This window comes from Streptomyces sp. NPDC058697, from assembly GCF_042715345.1.
GTDB lineage: Bacteria > Actinomycetota > Actinomycetes > Streptomycetales > Streptomycetaceae > Streptomyces > Streptomyces liliifuscus.
Map to the genome: position 1 here is coordinate 187592 of NZ_JBHXSU010000007.1, position 18209 is coordinate 205800.

At 70.7% G+C, this 18209-nt stretch carries 12 protein-coding genes; 5 read left to right on the forward strand and 7 right to left on the reverse strand.

Features of this window, described 5'->3' with window-relative positions; all coding sequences use genetic code 11:
* Positions 1–51 precede the first annotated feature (51 nt).
* Positions 52–1707: a glycosyltransferase family 39 protein gene (locus ACFWXQ_RS19150; RefSeq protein ID WP_383944608.1), complete on the forward strand. Its 1656-nt coding sequence runs from the start codon at positions 52–54 to the stop codon at positions 1705–1707.
* A gap of 49 nt (positions 1708–1756) precedes the next feature.
* On the opposite strand, the gene ACFWXQ_RS19155 is transcribed toward ACFWXQ_RS19150, so the two are convergent.
* Positions 1757–2377 (reverse strand): hypothetical protein, encoded by a 621-nt coding sequence (locus tag ACFWXQ_RS19155; RefSeq protein ID WP_383944605.1) that lies wholly within the window; start codon positions 2375–2377, stop codon positions 1757–1759.
* A gap of 241 nt (positions 2378–2618) precedes the next feature.
* On the opposite strand from ACFWXQ_RS19155, the gene ACFWXQ_RS19160 reads away from it, so the two are divergent.
* The 3 genes from ACFWXQ_RS19160 to ACFWXQ_RS19170 all read left to right on the forward strand — a co-directional run bounded on the left by ACFWXQ_RS19160 (position 2619) and on the right by ACFWXQ_RS19170 (position 6079).
* Positions 2619–3761, forward strand: coding sequence for a sensor histidine kinase (locus ACFWXQ_RS19160; RefSeq protein WP_383944602.1), 1143 nt, complete (start codon positions 2619–2621; stop codon positions 3759–3761).
* Complete coding sequence (locus ACFWXQ_RS19165) at positions 3758–4468, forward strand: response regulator (RefSeq protein WP_383944599.1); 711 nt, start codon at positions 3758–3760, stop codon at positions 4466–4468. Before ACFWXQ_RS19160 ends, ACFWXQ_RS19165 begins: the two co-directional genes overlap by 4 nt.
* A 102-nt stretch (positions 4469–4570) precedes the next feature.
* A complete protein-coding gene (locus ACFWXQ_RS19170) occupies positions 4571–6079 on the forward strand; it encodes a metallophosphoesterase (RefSeq protein ID WP_383944597.1) in 1509 nt (502 codons plus the stop codon).
* 7 nt (positions 6080–6086) lie between these two features.
* Here ACFWXQ_RS19170 and ACFWXQ_RS19175 read toward each other — a convergent pair whose 3' ends face one another.
* The gene (locus ACFWXQ_RS19175) at positions 6087–7862 is read right to left on the reverse strand and encodes a SulP family inorganic anion transporter (RefSeq protein ID WP_386268649.1); all 1776 of its coding nucleotides are present in this window, start codon (positions 7860–7862) and stop codon (positions 6087–6089) included.
* Between the two features lie 242 nt (positions 7863–8104).
* Positions 8105–8908: a polyphosphate kinase 2 gene (gene ppk2 / locus ACFWXQ_RS19180; protein WP_383944591.1), complete on the reverse strand. Its 804-nt coding sequence runs from the start codon at positions 8906–8908 to the stop codon at positions 8105–8107.
* Between the two features lie 50 nt (positions 8909–8958).
* On the opposite strand from ppk2, the gene ACFWXQ_RS19185 reads away from it, so the two are divergent.
* The gene (locus ACFWXQ_RS19185; RefSeq protein WP_383944588.1) at positions 8959–11343 is read left to right on the forward strand and encodes a phosphoketolase; all 2385 of its coding nucleotides are present in this window, start codon (positions 8959–8961) and stop codon (positions 11341–11343) included.
* A gap of 38 nt (positions 11344–11381) precedes the next feature.
* Here the strand turns inward: ACFWXQ_RS19185 and ACFWXQ_RS19190 are convergent, their stop codons facing one another.
* From ACFWXQ_RS19190 to ACFWXQ_RS19205, 4 genes are all read right to left on the reverse strand, one after another.
* Entirely contained in the window at positions 11382–13247 is a 1866-nt protein-coding gene (locus tag ACFWXQ_RS19190; RefSeq protein ID WP_383944585.1) for a glycoside hydrolase family 76 protein, read from the reverse strand.
* Positions 13248–13350: 103 nt separating this feature from the next.
* Positions 13351–15642, reverse strand: coding sequence for an AbfB domain-containing protein (locus tag ACFWXQ_RS19195; protein WP_383944653.1), 2292 nt, complete (start codon positions 15640–15642; stop codon positions 13351–13353).
* 217 nt (positions 15643–15859) lie between these two features.
* Complete coding sequence (locus tag ACFWXQ_RS19200) at positions 15860–17332, reverse strand: glycoside hydrolase family 76 protein (protein ID WP_383944582.1); 1473 nt, start codon at positions 17330–17332, stop codon at positions 15860–15862.
* Positions 17333–17613: 281 nt separating this feature from the next.
* Complete coding sequence (locus tag ACFWXQ_RS19205) at positions 17614–18177, reverse strand: TetR/AcrR family transcriptional regulator (protein ID WP_383944579.1); 564 nt, start codon at positions 18175–18177, stop codon at positions 17614–17616.
* Between the last annotated feature and the right edge of the window lie 32 nt (positions 18178–18209).

Genomic DNA, 18209 nt, shown 5'->3' on the forward strand with positions numbered 1-18209 from the left:
CGATCAATTGTCGTATCGGTGACGTCGAAGTGGGCTCCGGGCGGGGGACTTGTGACCACCACGCAACCGGTCGTCGGCGCGGAAGACGATGACCGGAGCATGTCGTCGGCCGGTCGTTCCCGATTACGCCGCCTACTCAAGGCACCTGGTCTGGTCTTCTTCCTACCAGCGCTCGCGACACTGCTCAGCTGTCTGTGGGGGATCGATCGACGGAGCGCCTGGCGGGACGAACACGCCACCTGGTGGGCGGCGTCGCTGTCGTTCGGGGACCTGTACGAGCTCACCCGGAACGTCGACCTGGCCATCGCGCCGTACTACGTGTTCATGCATCTGTGGGTCTCGCTGTTCGGCGACTCCCTCACCGCCCTGCGGCTGCCCTCCGTTCTCGCCATGGCCGTGGCGGGCGGACTGGTGGGCCTCCTCGGCCGTCGTGCGGTCGGCAGTACACAGGGCGGGCTCGTCGCGGGCCTGCTCTTCGCGCTCCTCCCGACCGTGGCACGGCACGGACAGGAGGCGCGACCGTACGCCTTCGCCATGACGGCGGCCCTGTTGGGCTTCCTCGCACTGCTGCGCGCACTGGAGCACCCGGCGCCACGACGGTGGGTGCTGTACGCCCTTACCGTCCCGCTCATGGGCTGGTCGCACCTGGTGGCCCTCACCGTGCTCGTCGCCCACCTCGCCGCCGTGCTGGACGCTCGGCGCCGGAGTGACCGAAACGTCCTGGGTGCGTGGTTGATCGCGGTGGGCGGAGGGCTGGCGCTCGTCGTGCCGTTGGTCGTCCTCGCCCGCACCCAGGCTCAGCAGATCGCCTGGAACACGCCGGCCTGGAACGACATCGCCGCCATGCCCTACATGCTCTTCCGGTCCCCGGTGGCCACCGTCGTCGTACTCGGCGGTGCGGCCGTGGCGCTGGTCGCGGCGTTTCGCCGGAGGCGGGGCAACGAACGTGATCCCGGCCCCGGTTCCCCTGCTGGCTCCGGTTCCGGCCTCGGCCCCGGTTCCGGCTCCGGTTTCGGCCTCGGCCCCGGTTCCGGCCCCGGTTTCGGCCTCGGCCGTGATGCCGGGCTGCGGGCCCGCCTCACTCCGCTCACTCCGCTCGCGCTGTGGGCCCTGGCGCCGTTCGTGCTCACCGCGGCAACGGCCCGCTGGCTGCATCTCTTTCTCGACCGCTATCTGCTGTTCACCGTCCCGGCCTGGATCCTGCTGGCGACGATCGGCCTCCACCGGCTCACCGCCCGGCCCCGGGTGGTCCGCCGCGTCGCCGTCGCGCTGGTCGCCGTCATCGCCGCGTTCGCGCCGTTCGACCGGAGCACGGTCACACGCAACACGCCCCGCGAGCCGGACTACCACTCCGTCGCCCTCAGGATTCTCGCCGACCAGCGCCCGGGCGACGGCATCGCCTACACCCACCGCCTCAAGCCGCGCCGGGCCCTGGACTTCGAACTGCGCGAAGGCGCCAGGCCCCGGGACGTCCTCCTGCATGGCACCCCCCAGCAGCGCGCCGATTACGAGGCCGGGGAGTGCCCGGACCCCCGCCGCTGCGCCGCCGGATACGAGCGGATTTGGCTCGTCGCCGCCGGCCGGAGCAAGGACCCGTTCTCCGGCATGGGGCAACGGAAGTCGCGATTGCTGCGGGAGGAGTTCCGTACGGTACGCACCGCGGACTTCGCGAACGTGAGACTCCTGCTGCTGGAGCGCGGCCCATGACCGCCCCGCTCCAGCAGTGCCGCGCGTCACCGTGGCGGACGCCGACGCCTCAGACCGACACCCGGGCCTGGGCCATGGCGTGTTGGGCGTCCCCTGCCATGCGCCACAACGCTGCCGAGAGCCACATCAGGATGGCGCCGACCAGGACGTGCAGCCCGCTCGTGAGCGGACTGTCGGACAGCCCGGTGAGGAACGCGAACAGCGGCAGGACGACGGCGTAGCCCCAGGCCGGAATCGCCGGGAACACCCGGGCGCGGATCATCGCCGCCCCGAACAGGGCACAGCCCACGGCGAACACGGCCGCACAGCCGATGAGTACGGGGATCGTCGGGCCGGTCAGTACCTCGTCGATGACGTCGTCGTCGAAGTAGAACAGCACCAGGTTCGAGGCGAACGCGGCAGCGCCGAACAGGCCGAGACCGATGAGGTTCACGATGTGCGCCACCTCCGCGAAGCGTCCGGTGGCCGGGCGCTGCCGGAGTTGCAGCGCGGTGAGCAGGAGCAGGGCAAAGGCCGGGGAGAGGCCGAGCGGGACGCTGGTAGCGCTGGTCTCCCCGGTGAACGCCTCGACCAGCGCGGGCAGGGCGATCAGCAGACCGGCCAACGCCCCGCACAGGGCGCCGGCGCGGAACGTCGATGAGGTGATGGGTGAGGCAGTGGGCGAGGACATGAGGCTGACTCCGGTTGCTCCGACGGTTCTGACGGTGGGACAGGCCGCAACCGTAGGGAGCCGCCGGTCAGCGGCAGGAGGTGCAGAACGGGGACATCGACTGCCGGAAGTCACCATCTCCCGCGCGCCCTCCAGCCGTTCGGCTCATGTCGTTCGGCCCGAACCGCGCAGAGTTCGAGCGGCGATGCCGCTGGGCCGCCGGGTTCGGCCTAGCCTGGCGACAGCTGGTGGGGGGGTTTGCATGGCGGCGTACGGGCCCGTGCGATGGGTGCCGCCGCTGCTGTACGGCGCCGTGCTCGTGGGCGGTCTGTACTACGCGGCGGCCGGACTGGGTGACGGCCCTGGGCCGTCGGTGTGGCGGACGGTCGGCTTCGTCGCCGTGATCGGGGCGCTGCTCGCCCTGGAAGCGGCGGGTCACCGCCGTCCCGCGGCCCGGGTGCCGCTGCTGCTGGCGCGCTGCGCCCTGATCGGCGCGGCGGTGGTCCTCGACGCGTCGGACCTGGCCCAAGTGCTGTTCGTGCTGCTGCCGTTCACCGCCTACTTCGCCTTCGGCCGTACGACCGCACTCGCGCTGGGCGCGCTCTGCCTGGCCGGTCTGCTCACCTTGTACGTGCTGACCGCTCCCGGCTGGTACCGCGACCTGGAGCACGTCTCCGACCTGCTGATGCTCTCCGTCGGTCTGGTGCTGGCGCTCTCGATGGCCGCCGTGGCCGTCGGCGAACAGCGCGCCCGGCGCGAGCTGGAGGCGTACGCCGAGCGGGTCGCCGAGCTGTCGGCCGCCACCGAACGCAACCGGCTGGCCAGGGACATCCACGACAGCCTCGGGCATCATCTCACGGCGATGTCCGTGCAGTTGGAGATGGCCTCGGACTTCAGGGCCCTGGACCCCGACGCGGCCCAACGGGCGCTGAACGAGGCGAGGCGCTCGGTGAAGCTCGCACTCGGCGACGTACGGCAGTCGGTCCGCGCGTTGCGCGGCGAGGCGGCGCACCCCACGCTCTCGGCCGCGCTCGCCGGCCTGGCCCACGGCGGCGAGGCCCGTCCGGTGGTCACCGTCGAGGTGACGGGCGACGAGGACGGCCTCGGCACGGCCGAACTGACCACCCTGTACCGGGCCGCCCAGGAGGCGGTGACCAACGCGCGCCGCCATGCGCGGGCCACGCGGGTGACGGTGGCGGTCCTGCTGGCCGAGGACACCGCGCGTCTGGTGGTGACCGACGACGGCCGCGGCTTCGCACCGGACGCGGCCGCCCCCGGGTTCGGGCTGCTCGGGATGAGGGAACGGGTGCATCTGGTGGCGGGGAGCGTGGACATCGAAAGCGGCCCGGATGCCGGAACCCGGCTGACGGTGACCGTGCCGCGCGGGAAGACTGCGTGGGGATGACGCATGGACGAACGCGGGCGGAGATGACCATGGACGACCAGGAGCCGGCGCCGCCGGTGCGGGTGCTGGTGGTCGACGACCAGCGGCTCATCCGGGACGGTATCGCCTCGCTGCTCGCCATCCGGCCGGGCATCGCGGTCGTCGGTACTGCCGTGGACGGGCGGGACGCCGTGGCGAAGACACTCGAACTGGGCCCGGACGTCGTGCTCATGGACGTCCGGATGCCGGAGATGGACGGGATCGAAGCGGTCGCCGTCCTGCGCGGCCGGGCCCCTGAGTGCCGGGTGGTCATGCTGACGACGTTCGAGGACGAGGAGTACGTCGTGCGGGCGCTGCGGGCCGGCGCCCACGGATACCTGCTGAAGGATCTGCCGGCCGAGGAACTCGCTCACGCGGTCCGCCTGGCGCACGCGGGCGTCACCCAACTCGACTCGTCCGTCGCCCGCCACCTCACCGCCTCCCTGCCGGCCCCCACGCCCGCCCCCGTCGCCAGGCCCGAGCCCGCCGAGACCGCCGCCGTCCTGAGCCCGCGCGAGACGGACATTCTGCGGCTCGTGGCCCAGGGTCACACCAACCGGGAGATCGCCGCGCGGCTGTACCTCAGCGAGGGCACGGTCAAGAACCACGTCTCCCGCATCCTCACCCGCCTCGCCCTGCGCGACCGCACCCAGGCGGCCCTGCGCGCCCGGGACCTCGGCCTGCTGTGAAGAAGCGCGCACGTCGTCGTCGAGAACCGCGCGCGCCGGTGTTTCAAGTGGCCGCCGCCCGCCGCACTGTTGCAGTTCACCACCAGCGGGCACGAGTCAGACATGTATTGCTGCCTCTCCGCTCCCCACGGTGGCCTGCGATCCGCCGCACTTCTCGCCCCCGCCCTGCTCCGAGCCCTCCACGCCGCCGCCCGCCGCAGTACGACACAGATACGCCACCCCCGCGACCCGGACGCCGTGTCCGCCGTCAACCTCGAACTGGTCACCCTCACCGAGGACCTGGCCGTCATCACCTGGTACACCGGCGTGACCGGCAGCGACGACGGATTCGGCCACCTGATCCCCGCGGTGACCGAGGGCGAAGTCGTCTACGGCACCCACCCCGCCCGGCTGAACCGCACCGCCTCCGAGGGCCGCCGCACCGCCCACCACCACGTGGAGCTGACGGATCTGGAACCCGGCCAGACGTACTACTACCAGGCCCGCTCCCGGGGTTCGGCGGCCACACCCACACCGCTGCACCTCGTGAAGGGCAACGCCGTCGGAACCTCGCTGCACGGGTTCGGCTCGCGCGGCGGCCCGTACTCCTTCACGACGCCCCAGCCTCCGCCGGGCCGCCATCTGAGGACGATCGCCCTCTGCAACGACCTGCACCTGGGGGAGACCACGGCCGGGCTGGTGGCCGGAGTCCCCTTGATGCGGGGCGTCTCGCAGCGGCTCGGCCTCGCCCCGTATCCGGAAATCATGGGCCGGGCCCTGGTCGACGAGGCCCGCCGGCGCGGAGCCGACCATCTGCTGGCCGCGGGCGACATCTCGGCCGGTGGCGCGCCGCGCGATCTGGCCGAGGCCAGGCGGATCCTGGACGGCTTCGGCAGGCACGGGCACGACTACTTCGTCGTCCGCGGGAATCACGACCGGCCCAGAAGACCGACGAGCGGCCATGAACCGTCCGGCGACAGCTTCCTGGACGAGTTTCCCGGCGGCGACGGACCCGCGTACTTCGCACGCGATCTCGGCGGTCTGCGGATCGTCGGACTGGACACCTACGAGAAGAAGGGCAACGGCAGTGACTCGGGCGGACTCTCACCCGGCCAACTGTCGTGGTTCCGAGCGAGGTTGAGCGAGAACAGGGACCAGCCGACCATGGTCTTCGGACACCACCCGCTGACCGTACGCCATTCACTGTTCCCCGTGATGAGCGGGCAGCGCCTCAACCGCCGCCAGGCCCGCGCGATCCTCGACGCCTACTCCGTCGCCCCCGGCGTCTTCCTGCACCACGCCGGTCACACCCACCGCAACAAGCGCACCGTCCTCCCACAGGCCCGGCACGTCACGCTGCAGGAGGTCAGTGCCGTGAAGGAGTACCCGGGCGGCTTCTGCCTGCTCCGGATCCACACGGGCGGCTACGCCCTCAACTACTACAAGACCAGCAGCGGACCGGCCCGGGAGTGGAGCGAGCGCAGCCGACGCGTGGCGGCCGGTCTGTGGCCCCAGCACGCCCTCGGCCGCTCGGTCTGCGACCGCAACAGCGTCGCGGTCCGCGATCTCTCGGGCATCACCCCGGCCGCGTCGCGCGGCCCGGTCCGTGGGGCTGCCCAGCAGGCGGGCTGACGCGGGCCTACTGAGCGTCGCCCCTGGCGCCACCCCACTCCCGGTACGCCGCGACAGCGGTCGGCAGCGTCGGGAAGATCAGACCGGTGCCGACCGACTCCGTCAGGCCGTACGCGTCCAGCTCGTCCATCAGGTCCTGCTTGACCCGGGCGAGGGCGAACACGATGTCGCGCCGGGCCAGTTCGAGGCGGAGGGCGTCGACGGCGTCCAGAGCGGTGATGTCGACCTCGACGTTGGCCTCGGTGTTGAGGACGAACCAGCGGACCGGGTCCCCCTGTTCGTCGACGGCGGCCAGGGCCCGGCGCCGGAAGTCCTCGGCGTTTGCGAAGAACAGGGGCGAGTCGTAGCGGTAGACCAGCAGGCCGGGGATGGTGCGGGCCTGCGGGTAGTCGTCGATGTCGTGCATGCCGGCCACACCGGGGACCACTCCCTCGACGGCATCGTGCGGACGGGCCACGCGGACCAGCAGCTCCGCGACCGAAAGGCCGACGGCGACGATCACGCCGTACAGGATGTCCAGGGCCAGCACCCCGGCCAGACAGCCGAGGGCCAGCAGGAGTTCCCTGCGGCGGAAGGACCTCAGCCGGCGGAAGCCCGCCAGGTCGATCATGCGGACGGCCGCGTACACGACGAGCGCGCCCAGCACGGCCGACGGCATGCGGGTCAGCAGCGGGCTCAGGAAAAGCAGCACTGCGAGGACCACCCCACCCGCGACCAGCGCGTACGCCTGGCTGCGGGCGCCCGCCGAGGCGGCGAGCGCGGTCCGGCTGGCGCTGCTGCTCACCGGGAAACCGTGCAGCGCGCTCGCACCCAGGTTGGCCGCGCCGAGGGCCAGGAACTCCTGGTTGGGGTCGAGGCCGGGGCCCTTGTCGCCGGAGGAGTCGTCGGAGGAGTCGACGGTGAAGGCACGCGCGGTGAGGATGAAGTCCGTGTAGCCGACCAGGAGGACCCCGAGGGCCGGCAGGACCAGGTGCGCCAGTTCCGTCAGGTCGGGCACGGCGAGGCCGGGCAGCCCCGACGGAACCTCGCCGATCACCTTGATGCCGTACCGGTCGTCGAGGTCGAACACGGCCACGGCCGCCGTGCCGAGCACCACCGCCAGCAGCGGGCCGGGGACCGTCCGGAGGAACCGCGCCACCGCGAAGAGGAACGCGAGCGTGACGGCGCCGAACAGCAGTGTCGCCCCATGGACCTGCGTCAGGTGCCGTACGAAGGACCAGAGTTGGGCGAAGAAGGCGGAACCCGTCGTGTCCACGCCGGTGAGCTTGGGCAGCTGGTCCACGATCATGATCAGTGCCACGCCGGCGAGGTAGCCGATCAGGACGGGCCGGGAGAGCAGGTCCGCGAGGAACCCCAGCCGCACCGCCCACGCCACCACGCACAACAGTCCCACCGTGACCGCGAGACCGGCCGCCAGCGCCGCGTAACGGTCCGGGTCTCCGGCGGCCAGCGGGGCGACCACGGTCGCCGTCATCAGCGCGGTCGTCGACTCCGGGCCGACCGACAGCAGGCGAGAGGAGCCGAACACGGCGTACAGCGCGAGCGCGGGCAGGATCGCCCACAGTCCGGCGACCGGCGGCAGACCCGCCACGCCCGCGTACGCCATGACCTGCGGGACGAGGTACGCGGCCACGGTCACCCCGGCCAGCAGGTCGCCCTTCAGCCACGAGCGCCGGTAGCCGAGGAGCGTGCCGAGTCCGGGCGCGAGGCCGCCGAGGAGAGTGCCGGGCCCCGGTGCCGGATGCCCGCGCCCCGGAACCTGCCCGCCCGCGCTCCCTGCCATGAGTCTCCTTCTGCCGCGTGACCTCAGGATCCACCGAGTGGCGGACGGCCGCGAGACGCCGGCCTGGCCGATGTCCTCCGGCTGAACGCGTCAACGAGTGCACCGAGAGCGCACCGACGAGGTGCCGTGCGGCCGGATCACGGCAAGGATCGTCTACGACCCCGGTGAAGGAAGGTGAGGACGGTGGAGCTTCCCCCGGTCGTCGGTTTCGACGGCTCCGGACCCGCTGCGCCGCGGCCGGCTCAGAGGCTCGCCGCGTGATCGGGGACGTATGTCTGCAGATCGCGGGGCGGGCGCCGGTAGCCGGTCGAGGGCGGCCGGGGCGGCAGCTCAAGCACCGGCGGCGGCACCTCGTGGTACGGCACGGAGCCGAGCAGATGGGCGATCATGTTCAGCCGGGCCCGGCGCTTGTCGTCGCTCTCCACGACGAACCACGGCGCCTCCGAGATGTCCGTGTGCACCAGCATCTCGTCCTTCGCCCGGGAGTACGCCTCCCAACGGGTGATCGACTCCAGGTCCATCGGAGAGAGCTTCCAGCGCCGCGTCGGATCCTTCAGCCGCTGCCGGAACCGCTTCTGCTGCTCCGTGTCGCTCACCGAGAACCAGTACTTGCGCAGCAGGATCCCTTCCTCCACCAGCATCCGCTCGAAGATCGGGCATTGACGGAGGAAGAGCTGGTACTCCTCCTTGGTGCAGAAACCCATGACATGCTCGACACCGGCGCGGTTGTACCAGCTGCGGTCGAGAAGCACGATCTCCCCGGCCGCGGGCAGATGCTCGACGTACCGCTGGAAGTACCACTGGGTGCGCTCGCGCTCGGTCGGCTTGGGCAGTGCCACGGTCCGCGCGACGCGCGGGTTGAGGTGCTCCGAGACGCGTTTGATCGTGCCGCCCTTGCCCGCCGCGTCCCGTCCCTCGAAGACCACCACGAGCCGGGTGCCCTCGGCCCGCACCCACTCCTGGAGCTTCACCAGCTCCGTCTGCAGACGGAGCAGCTCCTGCTCGTACGCCGCGCGCGGCACCTTCGCCGTCTTCTTGCCGGCCATGCCGCCTCCTCCGCTCGATGACGTCCTTCGATGACACCCACGGAGTCACCATGACCAACGTCGAACACCAGGACAGCACCGTACTGACCGACGAGGAACTGCGCACCCTGGACGCCCACTGGCGGGCCGCCAACTACCTTGCCGTGGGCCAGATCTACCTGCTGGCCAATCCGCTGCTCACCGAGCCCCTGGCACCCGCGCACATCAAGCCCCGGCTGCTGGGCCACTGGGGGACCTCGCCCGGCCTCAACCTCGTGCACACGCACCTCAACCGGGTGATCAAGGCCCGCGGGCTCGACGCCCTGTGTGTCTGGGGTCCCGGTCACGGGGGTCCCGCCGTCCTCGCGAACTCCTGGCTGGAGGGCAGCTACAGCGAGACCTACCCGGACGTGTCGCGCGACGCGGCGGGCATGGACCGGCTCTTCCGGCAGTTCTCGTTCCCCGGCGGCGTGCCCAGCCATGTGGCCCCCGAGACACCGGGCTCGATCCACGAGGGCGGCGAACTGGGCTACTCGCTCGCGCACGCGTACGGGGCCGCCTTCGACAACCCCGATCTGCTGGTCGCCTGCGTGATCGGTGACGGCGAGGCGGAGACCGGGCCCCTGGCCGCCTCCTGGCACTCCAACAAGTTCCTCGACCCGGTGCACGACGGCGCGGTCCTGCCGATCCTGCACCTCAACGGCTACAAGATCGCCAACCCGACCGTGCTGTCCCGGATTCCCGAGGACGAGCTCGACGACCTGCTGCGGGGATACGGACACGAGCCGATCCATGTCACCAGTGACGACCCGCGCGAGATCCACCGCGCCATGGCCGGCGCCTTCGACCACGCCCTCGACCGCATCGCGCTGATGCAGAGCACGGCTCGTGAGGACGGCGTGTCGGAACGGATCCGCTGGCCCATGATCGTGCTGCGCACCCCGAAGGGCTGGACCGGACCCGGCGAGGTCGACGGGGAGCCCGTCGCGGGAACATGGCGTGCGCACCAGGTCCCGCTGGCAGGCGTACGCGAAAACCCCGACCACCTGCGGCAGTTGGAGACGTGGCTGCGCTCGTACCGGCCCGAGGAGCTCTTCGACGCCGACGGCCGGCCCACCGCGGACGTCCTCGCCTGCATCCCCGCGGGAACCCGCCGCCTGGGCGCCACCCCGCACGCCAACGGCGGCCTGCTCGTACGCGACCTGCCGGTCCCCTCGCTCGACCGTTTCGCCGTCCACGTCGACAAGCCGGGCGTCACCTCGCACGAGCCCACCCGGGTCCTCGGCGACCTCCTCGAACAGATCATGAACGACACGTCGAGCCGCCGCGACTTCCGGCTCGTCGGCCCCGACGAGACCGCCTCCAACCGGCTGGACGCCGTCTTCAACGCCAGCGGCAAGGCCTGGCAGGCACAGCTGCTCCAGGTCGACGAACACCTGGACCGGCACGGCAGGGTCATGGAGATCCTCTCCGAACACCTCTGCCAGGGCTGGCTGGAGGGCTATCTCCTCACCGGACGGCACGGCCTGTTCTCCTGCTACGAGGCGTTCGTGCACATCGTCGACTCGATGGTCAACCAGCACATCAAGTGGCTCAAGACATCGAGGGAGTTGCCGTGGCGGGCCCCGATCGCCTCCTTCAACTACCTTCTGACATCGCATGTCTGGCGCCAGGACCACAACGGCTTCTCGCACCAGGACCCCGGCTTCGTCGACCACGTCCTCAACAAGAGCCCCGAGGTCGTACGGGTCTATCTGCCGCCGGACGCCAACACCCTGCTCTCCGTGGCCGATCACGCCCTGCGCAGCCGCGACTATGTGAACGTCATCGTCGCGGGCAAGCAGCCCTGCTTCGACTGGCTCTCCATGGACCAGGCCCGCGTCCACTGCGCACGGGGAGCGGGCATCTGGGAGTGGGCGGGCTCCGCAAACGGAGACCGCGAGCCCGACGTGGTCCTCGCCTGCGCGGGAGACGTCCCCACCCAGGAGATCCTGGCCGCCTCCGACCTGCTCCGGCGCCATCTGCCCGAACTCGCGGTCCGGGTCGTCAACGTCGTCGACATGGCCCGGCTGCTGCCACGCGCGGAACACCCGCACGGGATGGGCGAGTTCGAGTACGACGGCCTGTTCACCACCGACAAGCCGGTGATCTTCGCCTACCACGGCTATCCCTGGCTGATCCACCGCCTCGCCTACCGCCGCACCGGCCACGCCAACCTCCATGTCCGCGGCTACAAGGAGATGGGCACCACCACGACCCCGTTCGACATGGTCGTCCGCAACGACCTGGACCGCTACCGCCTGGTCATGGACGTCATCGACCGCGTCCCGGGCCTCGGCGTCCGCGCCGCCGCGGTACGCCAGCGGATGGCGGATGCCCGCACCCGCCACCACGCCTGGATCCGCGAACACGGCACGGACCTGCCCGAGGTCGCCGACTGGACCTGGACCGCCTGAACATCCCTTCTGCGAAAAGGAGTTCATCGTCCGGGCCCCTATAGACCCTCCGCAGCCGTCAGTGCCTCCAACGCGCTGGCCTGGGTGCGCCAGTCCGACGGGTTGGGGCCGGCGCCGGACCAGCGCTGACCCAGGCGGTTGAGGGGGTCCCGGTCGGTGGCCCAGATCGAGTCGGCCTGCTTCGTCACGTAGGCCCGGTGGTTTGCCGACCCGGTGGCGTCCGCCAGGTCGGCGAAGTGCCGCATGAAGATGCCCTTGAACTGCTTCTGGTTGTCGTCGCAGGAACCCGTGCCGACATCGCAGGACTCGGTCAGCACGCCGCCGCGGGTCAGTGCCGGCGACGACATCGCGGCGTCGGCCAGCCGCTCGGCCGTGTCCAGGTACCGGCTGGTTCCGGTGGACCGCCACAGCTGGGTGAAGGCTCCGATGGCGAGGCCCTGGTTGTAACTCCACACGGTATGGCCGTTGTTGCCGCAGCTCGCGTTCAGCCCGTCGTTGACCAGACCGGAGGAGTTGATCAGCCCGCTGCCCAGATACCAGTTCGCGGCCGTGGTCGCCCGTGAGCCCCACACGGTGTCACCGGGGATCCGCTGGTGCAGCGAGGTGGTCAGCCACAGATACTGCCCGTTGGTCACGGCGTTCTTGTACGTGCGCTCCCGGTCCCACCACACACCGCCGCCGCAGGTGCCCGGATCCCAGTACTGGTGCACGTAGTTGGCGATCGTCACGGCCTCGTCCAGGTAGCGCCGCTCGCCCGTGTAGTCGTACGCCGTCAGCCAGGCGATGGCCCACCAGCCCGCGTCGTCGATCGCACGGCTGATGAAGTGCCCCTCGATCGGGTCCGAACTGCGCACGCCCGCGGGGAAGACGCCGCGGTTCTGCTCGAAGGTACGGGCGATCACCCAGTCGTAGTCGTGGCGTCCGGTGCGCTCGGCGAAGTCGATGATCGACGTGGTGGCGACGGCCGAGTTCCACCAACTGCTGCGCCACCAGCCCTCGTTGGTCTGGTACGACGCCATCAGCGCGTCCGCTCCCGCACGGGCCCGGGTCGGTGCCGGCCTGGCCCAGGCGGTGCAGCTGCCTTCCTGATGGGAGGCCTCTCGGCCGCAGGCGCGGACGGCCCCGCCATAGAGCAGGCCCCGTGGGTCCCGGGTGGCGAACATGGCCGTACGGGTCGAAGTCGCCCCGGACGGGACGCTCGTACGGCCGAGGGAAGCGCCTTCGGGCCAGCTCGCACCACTGTCCCAGGAGCGGTCGAGCCAGATCTCGTCGCCCGCGCCGCCGCCCCCGACGACGCCCCAGGCCATGCCGTTGCGCTGGTCGACATGCAGGCTGATGGTGCGACCGAAGAGGGTGGTCGACGGTACGGGGGTGTCGTCACCGGAAGCGGTGGCCGGGTCGGCGCCGTCGCAGAACGAGCCGTCGCACACCTTCGGGTACGCCCAGTCGGTGCAGGTGACACCACCCGCGTCACCGCAGGCACGGATCCAGCCGCGCCGGTGTCCGACCGGGTCGGTGATGTTGTACATCAGCGTGCGGGTGCCGGTCCAGGTGCCGGGGATGCTCGCCCTGCCGAGCACGCCTTCCCAGGTGGCGCCCCGGTCCCAGGACCGGTCCAGCCAGACCGACTCGCCCGTCGTTCCGTTGTCGATGCTCGCCCAGGCCATGTTGTCCGGGTCGGAGACATGCAGCCGGACTATTCGGCCGTTGATGGTCTTGTTCGGCACCGGGAAGGTGTCCTGCCGGGCCTTGGAGGGGTCCAGGGTGTCGCACGCCAGGGCACAGACCGGTGTCGCGGCATGGGCGGCTGGCGCGGGGAGGGCGACGAGGCCGGTCAGGGCCAGTAGCAGCGCCAGGAACAGGGTCAGGGGTCCGCCGAGGACCGGGTGGGGCCGCGCCGACATGACGTACCGCCAATCCGTGGGTGGCTGTGCGCGGAAGGGTGGGGTGGCCGCCCGGGAAGGGCGGCCACCCTGAGAAGCGCTTGCTGTCCGTGAGCGGTCGTGCTCAGGGAGCCCAGGGTGCCGAGATCGCCCAGGTGGTGTCCGGGACGAAGCTCGCCGGGTTGTCCCAGGTGTGCGTGCCGCCCTGCTGGGCGAGCCACAGTTCCGCGTTGATGTGCCGCAGGTACTGGCGGGGGAAGCCCGACGCCGACAGCCGGACGCCACCGGGGCCCTGCACCGGGCACCAGGTCGCGTCCTCCTTGTAGAGCATGGAGTTGTCGTTCGTGTCACGTCGGACGCGGAACTCGCGGTGGCGCAGGTACTCGCCCGGATAGTTGCGGGACTCGAAGGAGTAGCAGAGCCGGTTGGCGAGACCCGGCTTCACCTTCCAGGTGGCGTCCTCCTTCAGCAGGGCGGTGCTGCCGGAGTTCACCACCTCGGTGAAGCCGAGCCCGTCCTTGTGACGGAGGTAGCGGTCGGTGTAGCCCGGCGTGGTCACCTGGATCGACACGTACTGCTCCACCGGCAGCTTCACCGTCGGTCCGACCGTGCGGGACGCCGTGATGAGGGCCTGGTTGGCTGCCCGGACGCGGGCCTCGTCGACCTTGACGACCTGACGGTCGTAGGTCAGCAGGCCGTTTGCCTCGTTCTCGACGTCCGTGATCTGCGTGTAGACGGCCGCCGACAGGCCGCCCGCGGGCATCGAGTTCTCCCGGATGCCGTCGAGCAGCCCGACGAGCCGGTCGTTGAGGGCGGACAGGCTCGGCTGGTCCTCGTAGCTGAACCCGCCGCCCGGATACCACTCGTGGCCGGTGACCCGGATGCCGAGGCCGCCGTACTCGCCCAGCACGGAGGCGCGCACCGGCTCCGTCGGAGTGTTGCCCGGGCCGACGTAGTTGTGGTTGTCGACCACGTCGCCGTTGCCGCCGTCCTGGGAGCCGCAGCAGTTGACGCCGCTCATGTTGTCGACGAGCCGCGTGGGGTCGTACGACTTGACCATGTCCGCGATGCGGGCCTGGTCGTACTGGCCCCAGCCCTCGTTCTGATTGACCCACAGGATCAGCGAGGGTGAGCTGCGGTGCTCGTCGATGATCGCGCGGTACTCGGTCTCCCACTGGGTGCGGGCCGCGGCGGACGGGCTCTTTCCGCTGTCCATGGCCGGCATGTCCTGCCACACCAGCAGCCCCAGACGGTCCGCCCAGTAGAACCACCGCTGCGGCTCGACCTTGATGTGCTTGCGGACCATGTTGAAGCCCAGGTCCTTGTGCTTCTGCAGGTCGTACCTGAGCGCCGCGTCGGTGGGCGCGGTGTGGAGGCCGTCCGGCCAGTAGCCCTGGTCCAGGGTGCCGCTCTGGAAGACGAACGACCCGTTGAGCACGGGGCGTTGGACACCGTTCACGTTCCGCACCGCGATCGACCGCATGCCCGTGTACGAACCGACCCGGTCGCCGCCCGCGCTGCCGCTGAGCTCGGCCGTGACGTCGTACAGGAACGGGTCCTCCGGAGTCCACAGACGGGCGTTCGGCACCGGCACGGAGAACTGCTGTCCGACCGACCCAGTGGCGGTGCCGACCTGTGTGCCGCCATCGGAAATGGTGACCTTGACGTTCGCGCCGTCGGCCCCGGCGGCGCGCACCGTCACCCGCAGGGTGTTGTCCTGGAGGTTCGGGACCATGTCGAGCCGGGTGATGCGGGCGGCGGCGGTCGGCTCCAGCCAGACCGTCTGCCAGATCCCGGACGTGGCGGTGTAGAAGATGCTGCGCCCGGCGTGCGGGGTGACGTCCTGAATGCGCTGCTTGCCGACGGCCTGGCCGCCGGTCTGCGTGGCGTCGTAGGCGGAGACGACGATCGTGTTGGTGCCGCCACCGTTCAGCAGCGGTGTGATGTCGTACGAGAAGGAGTCGTAGCCCCCTCGATGGACGGCCCCGGCCTGCTGCCCGTTGACCCAGACCGTGGTCTCCCAGTCGGAGGCGCCGAAGTTGAGCTGGACGCGGCGGCCGTTCCAGCCGGACGGGACGGTGAAGGTGCGCTTGTACCAGAGCTTGTCGTTCTCGGTGATCTTCCGCTGGATGCCCGAGAGCGCGGACTCCGGTGCGAAGGGCACCCGGATCTGCTCGCCGAACGTCGCCGGCTGACCGGCGTCGCGGGATGTGACGGCGAAGTCCCAGATGCCGTTGAGATTGGCCCAGTCGGGGCGGGTGAGCTGCGGTCGCGGATACTCGGGCAGCGGGTTGTCGACCGGGACCTGGTCGGTCCACGGCGTCGTCATCGGCGCGGGTTTGGGGGTCCAGGCCGCCGCGGCTGCGTCGGCGGGGGCCGTGCCGGAGGTGAGGAGGCCGGTGAGGGCGAGTGCCAGCACCGTGGCGGCGGTCGTGACGCGCCGCCAGGTCGAGGGGGGTCTCAGCACGGTGATCGCTCCAAGGTCTCGGTGACGCACGGAGGAACGCCGCCCGCAGGACGGTGGAACTTGTTCAGCACGGGATGACTTGCTGCACGAACACCACAGCATTCACCCGGCCAATTGTCCAGACCAACGGCAGACAACGTTGTCGGGCGGTCGATGAACTCCCGCTTCATGGCGACGCGTTGAACAGGTCGAGGGCGCTCTGCTGCCGCGCCGCGTCCAGCTTGTCGACCGGACCGAACCAGCGAAGTCCGTACTGGTCGAGGGCGTTGCGGTCGCTCGTATGGGCACGGTCCGCCTGGCGTTGCAGGTAAGTGGTGTACGGATGGTCCGGCAGCGCGGAGTTGAGCTTGCCCAGACCGCGCACGTGCGCGCCCTTGAAGGACGGCCCGTCGCCGCCGCAGTCGCCCCCCTCGCAGGGGTCGCGCAGGATGCCGTCGGCGGTGTGGAGCGAGGAGGTGGTGGTCGCGGCATCGGCGATCTGCCGTGCGCGGGTGAGGAGTTGGCCGTCGCCGGTCGCCCTGTTGAGCTCGGTGAGGGCGCCGAGCAGGACGCCCTGGTTGTACGACCAGACGGGCTGGCCGTTGTTGCGGCAGGTGGACAGGTCGACTCCGTCGTTGACCAGGTTCGAGCCGTTGATCATGCCGGTGCCCTGGAACCAGGACCAGCCGGCCCGGGCCCGGTTCAGGTACGTCGTGTCGCCCGGAATGCGGTTGTGCAGGGCGGCGCTGAGCTGGATGTAGAGGGAGTTGGCGATGGCGTTCTTGTACGTCCTCGCCGTGCTCCACCACACTCCGCCGCCGCAGGTGCCGTCCCAGTACGCCGCCATGTGGTCGGCGTCCGCGCGGGCGGTGTCCAGATAGCGGCGGTCGCCCGTCAGGTCGTACGCGGCGACCCAGGCGAGCCCCCACCAGCCGGTGTCGTCGATGTACTCGTTGCGGAACTGCCCGTCCTTCGCGTTCAGGTTGAGGTTGTACGTGCGGGAGATCGCGTACGAGTAACTGCCCATGCCCGTCACCCGGATGTTGTCGACGACGGCGTTGAGGGCGTTGGCCGAGTTCCACCAGCCGGTGGTGTCGAACAAGCCGGTTCCGTAGTTGTAGAAGGTCATCAGCCCGGTGGCCGCCGCGGTGCGCCGGTTGCCGGCGTTCCATGTGGTGCGGGCCCACGGGGTGCACGCGATCTCGGTGCGGTCCCCGGCCCTGCCGCAGGCGCGCAGGGCGCCGACGCCGTGGTTGTTCCAGTCGTCCACGTTGTACATGAGCGTGCGCCAGCCGCGTTGGCCTGCCGGGACGGTGGTGTCGCCGAGCTTGCTGCCCGAGCTCCAGGTGCGGCCGCCGTCGAAGGAGCGGTCGAGCCAGACCTCGTCGCCCGGGTTGCCGTTGCCGATGGACGCCCAGCCCATCGCATCGGTGTCGTCGAAGTGGAGGGCGATCGACCGCCCGTGGACGGCCGCCGTGACCGGAGTCCGGTCGCCGGGGGAGAGGGCGGGGTCGCGGGCGTCGCAGTACTCGTTGCAGATGGTCGCCGCCGCGGCGGAGTCGGCGGCTGACGCCGACTGCGGGGCGAGGCCCGCCAGCAGCGCAAGGGTGAGGGTCGCGGCCGACCGTCTGAGGATTCGGGGTCTCGGAAGGAGAGTCATGGGGCCTCTCTGTCAGGGCAACGCCCCTGAGTCTTGCCGTGGGACCGGTCTCGTTCCTTCACGGACGACATCGGTGCGAGCGAAGGCCGGGGCTGTGGAAACGAACATGAGAGCGCTCTCGGAAGGTAGTGAGGGGGAGAGGGAGCGTCAACGGTACCGACGCACAAGGGAGTTGAACGTGGGGCAAGCGGGGGCATCCTCCGCGGCGGACGGGCACCGCCGGACAGGCCCTGACGGCCTCGTGCCCGGTTGGCCGGTGGCCAGGCGCCCACGTTCTTCCGTCAGCGGGGGCGAAGCCCGTCGAGCATCATCCGCAACAGGCGGGTCCGCCGGTGCGGCTCGGGCGGCAGCTGCCCGCTGATCCAGGCTATGGCCGCGGCCAGATGCCGTATGTCGTCGGCGTCGGAGTCCGCGCGGAGTGCGCCGGCATCGGCGGCGCGGCGGATGAGTTCCGTGCCTGCATCGATGGAAAGCCGGCAGTTGTCGCTCTCGTGAACCGGTGTGCGAGCGAGGGCCTGGGCCAGGCCGTCGTACATGCCGCACTGCTCGATGTACGCCTCCAGCCAGCGGCTGACCGCTTTCAGGGGGTCCGTCTCGTCGAGCAGTTCGACGCCGAGCCGGTGCAGGTCGGCCAGGCCTTCGTTGATCACCGCCAGGATCAGGTCGTCCCTGCTCGGAAAGTGCCGGTACAGGGTGCCGGGGCCGACTCCGGCCGCGCGTGCGACATCGTCCAGCGACGCGGTCACGCCATGACGGGCGAACGCCTCGCGGGCGGCTTCGGTCACCGAACGCCGGTTGCGTACTGCGTCGGCGCGCAGTGGACGCGCGCCCGATCCGGTAGCCACAGCACCCTCCTCGGTAGCCGCTCCGCTATACG

Bases quoted from the DNA above. Each gene is read 5' to 3' on its own strand.
- ACFWXQ_RS19155 (WP_383944605.1), bottom strand. From the start codon at position 2,377: ATGTCCTCGCCCACTGCCTCACCCATCACCTCATCGACGTTCCGCGCC.
- ACFWXQ_RS19160 (WP_383944602.1), top strand. From the start codon at position 2,619: ATGGCGGCGTACGGGCCCGTGCGATGGGTGCCGCCGCTGCTGTACGGC.
- ACFWXQ_RS19165 (WP_383944599.1), top strand. From the start codon at position 3,758: ATGACGCATGGACGAACGCGGGCGGAGATGACCATGGACGACCAGGAG.
- ACFWXQ_RS19170 (WP_383944597.1), top strand. From the start codon at position 4,571: ATGTATTGCTGCCTCTCCGCTCCCCACGGTGGCCTGCGATCCGCCGCA.
- ACFWXQ_RS19175 (WP_386268649.1), bottom strand. From the start codon at position 7,862: ATGGCAGGGAGCGCGGGCGGGCAGGTTCCGGGGCGCGGGCATCCGGCA.
- ppk2 (WP_383944591.1), bottom strand. From the start codon at position 8,908: ATGGCCGGCAAGAAGACGGCGAAGGTGCCGCGCGCGGCGTACGAGCAG.
- ACFWXQ_RS19185 (WP_383944588.1), top strand. From the start codon at position 8,959: ATGACCAACGTCGAACACCAGGACAGCACCGTACTGACCGACGAGGAA.
- ACFWXQ_RS19190 (WP_383944585.1), bottom strand. From the start codon at position 13,247: ATGTCGGCGCGGCCCCACCCGGTCCTCGGCGGACCCCTGACCCTGTTC.
- ACFWXQ_RS19200 (WP_383944582.1), bottom strand. From the start codon at position 17,332: ATGACTCTCCTTCCGAGACCCCGAATCCTCAGACGGTCGGCCGCGACC.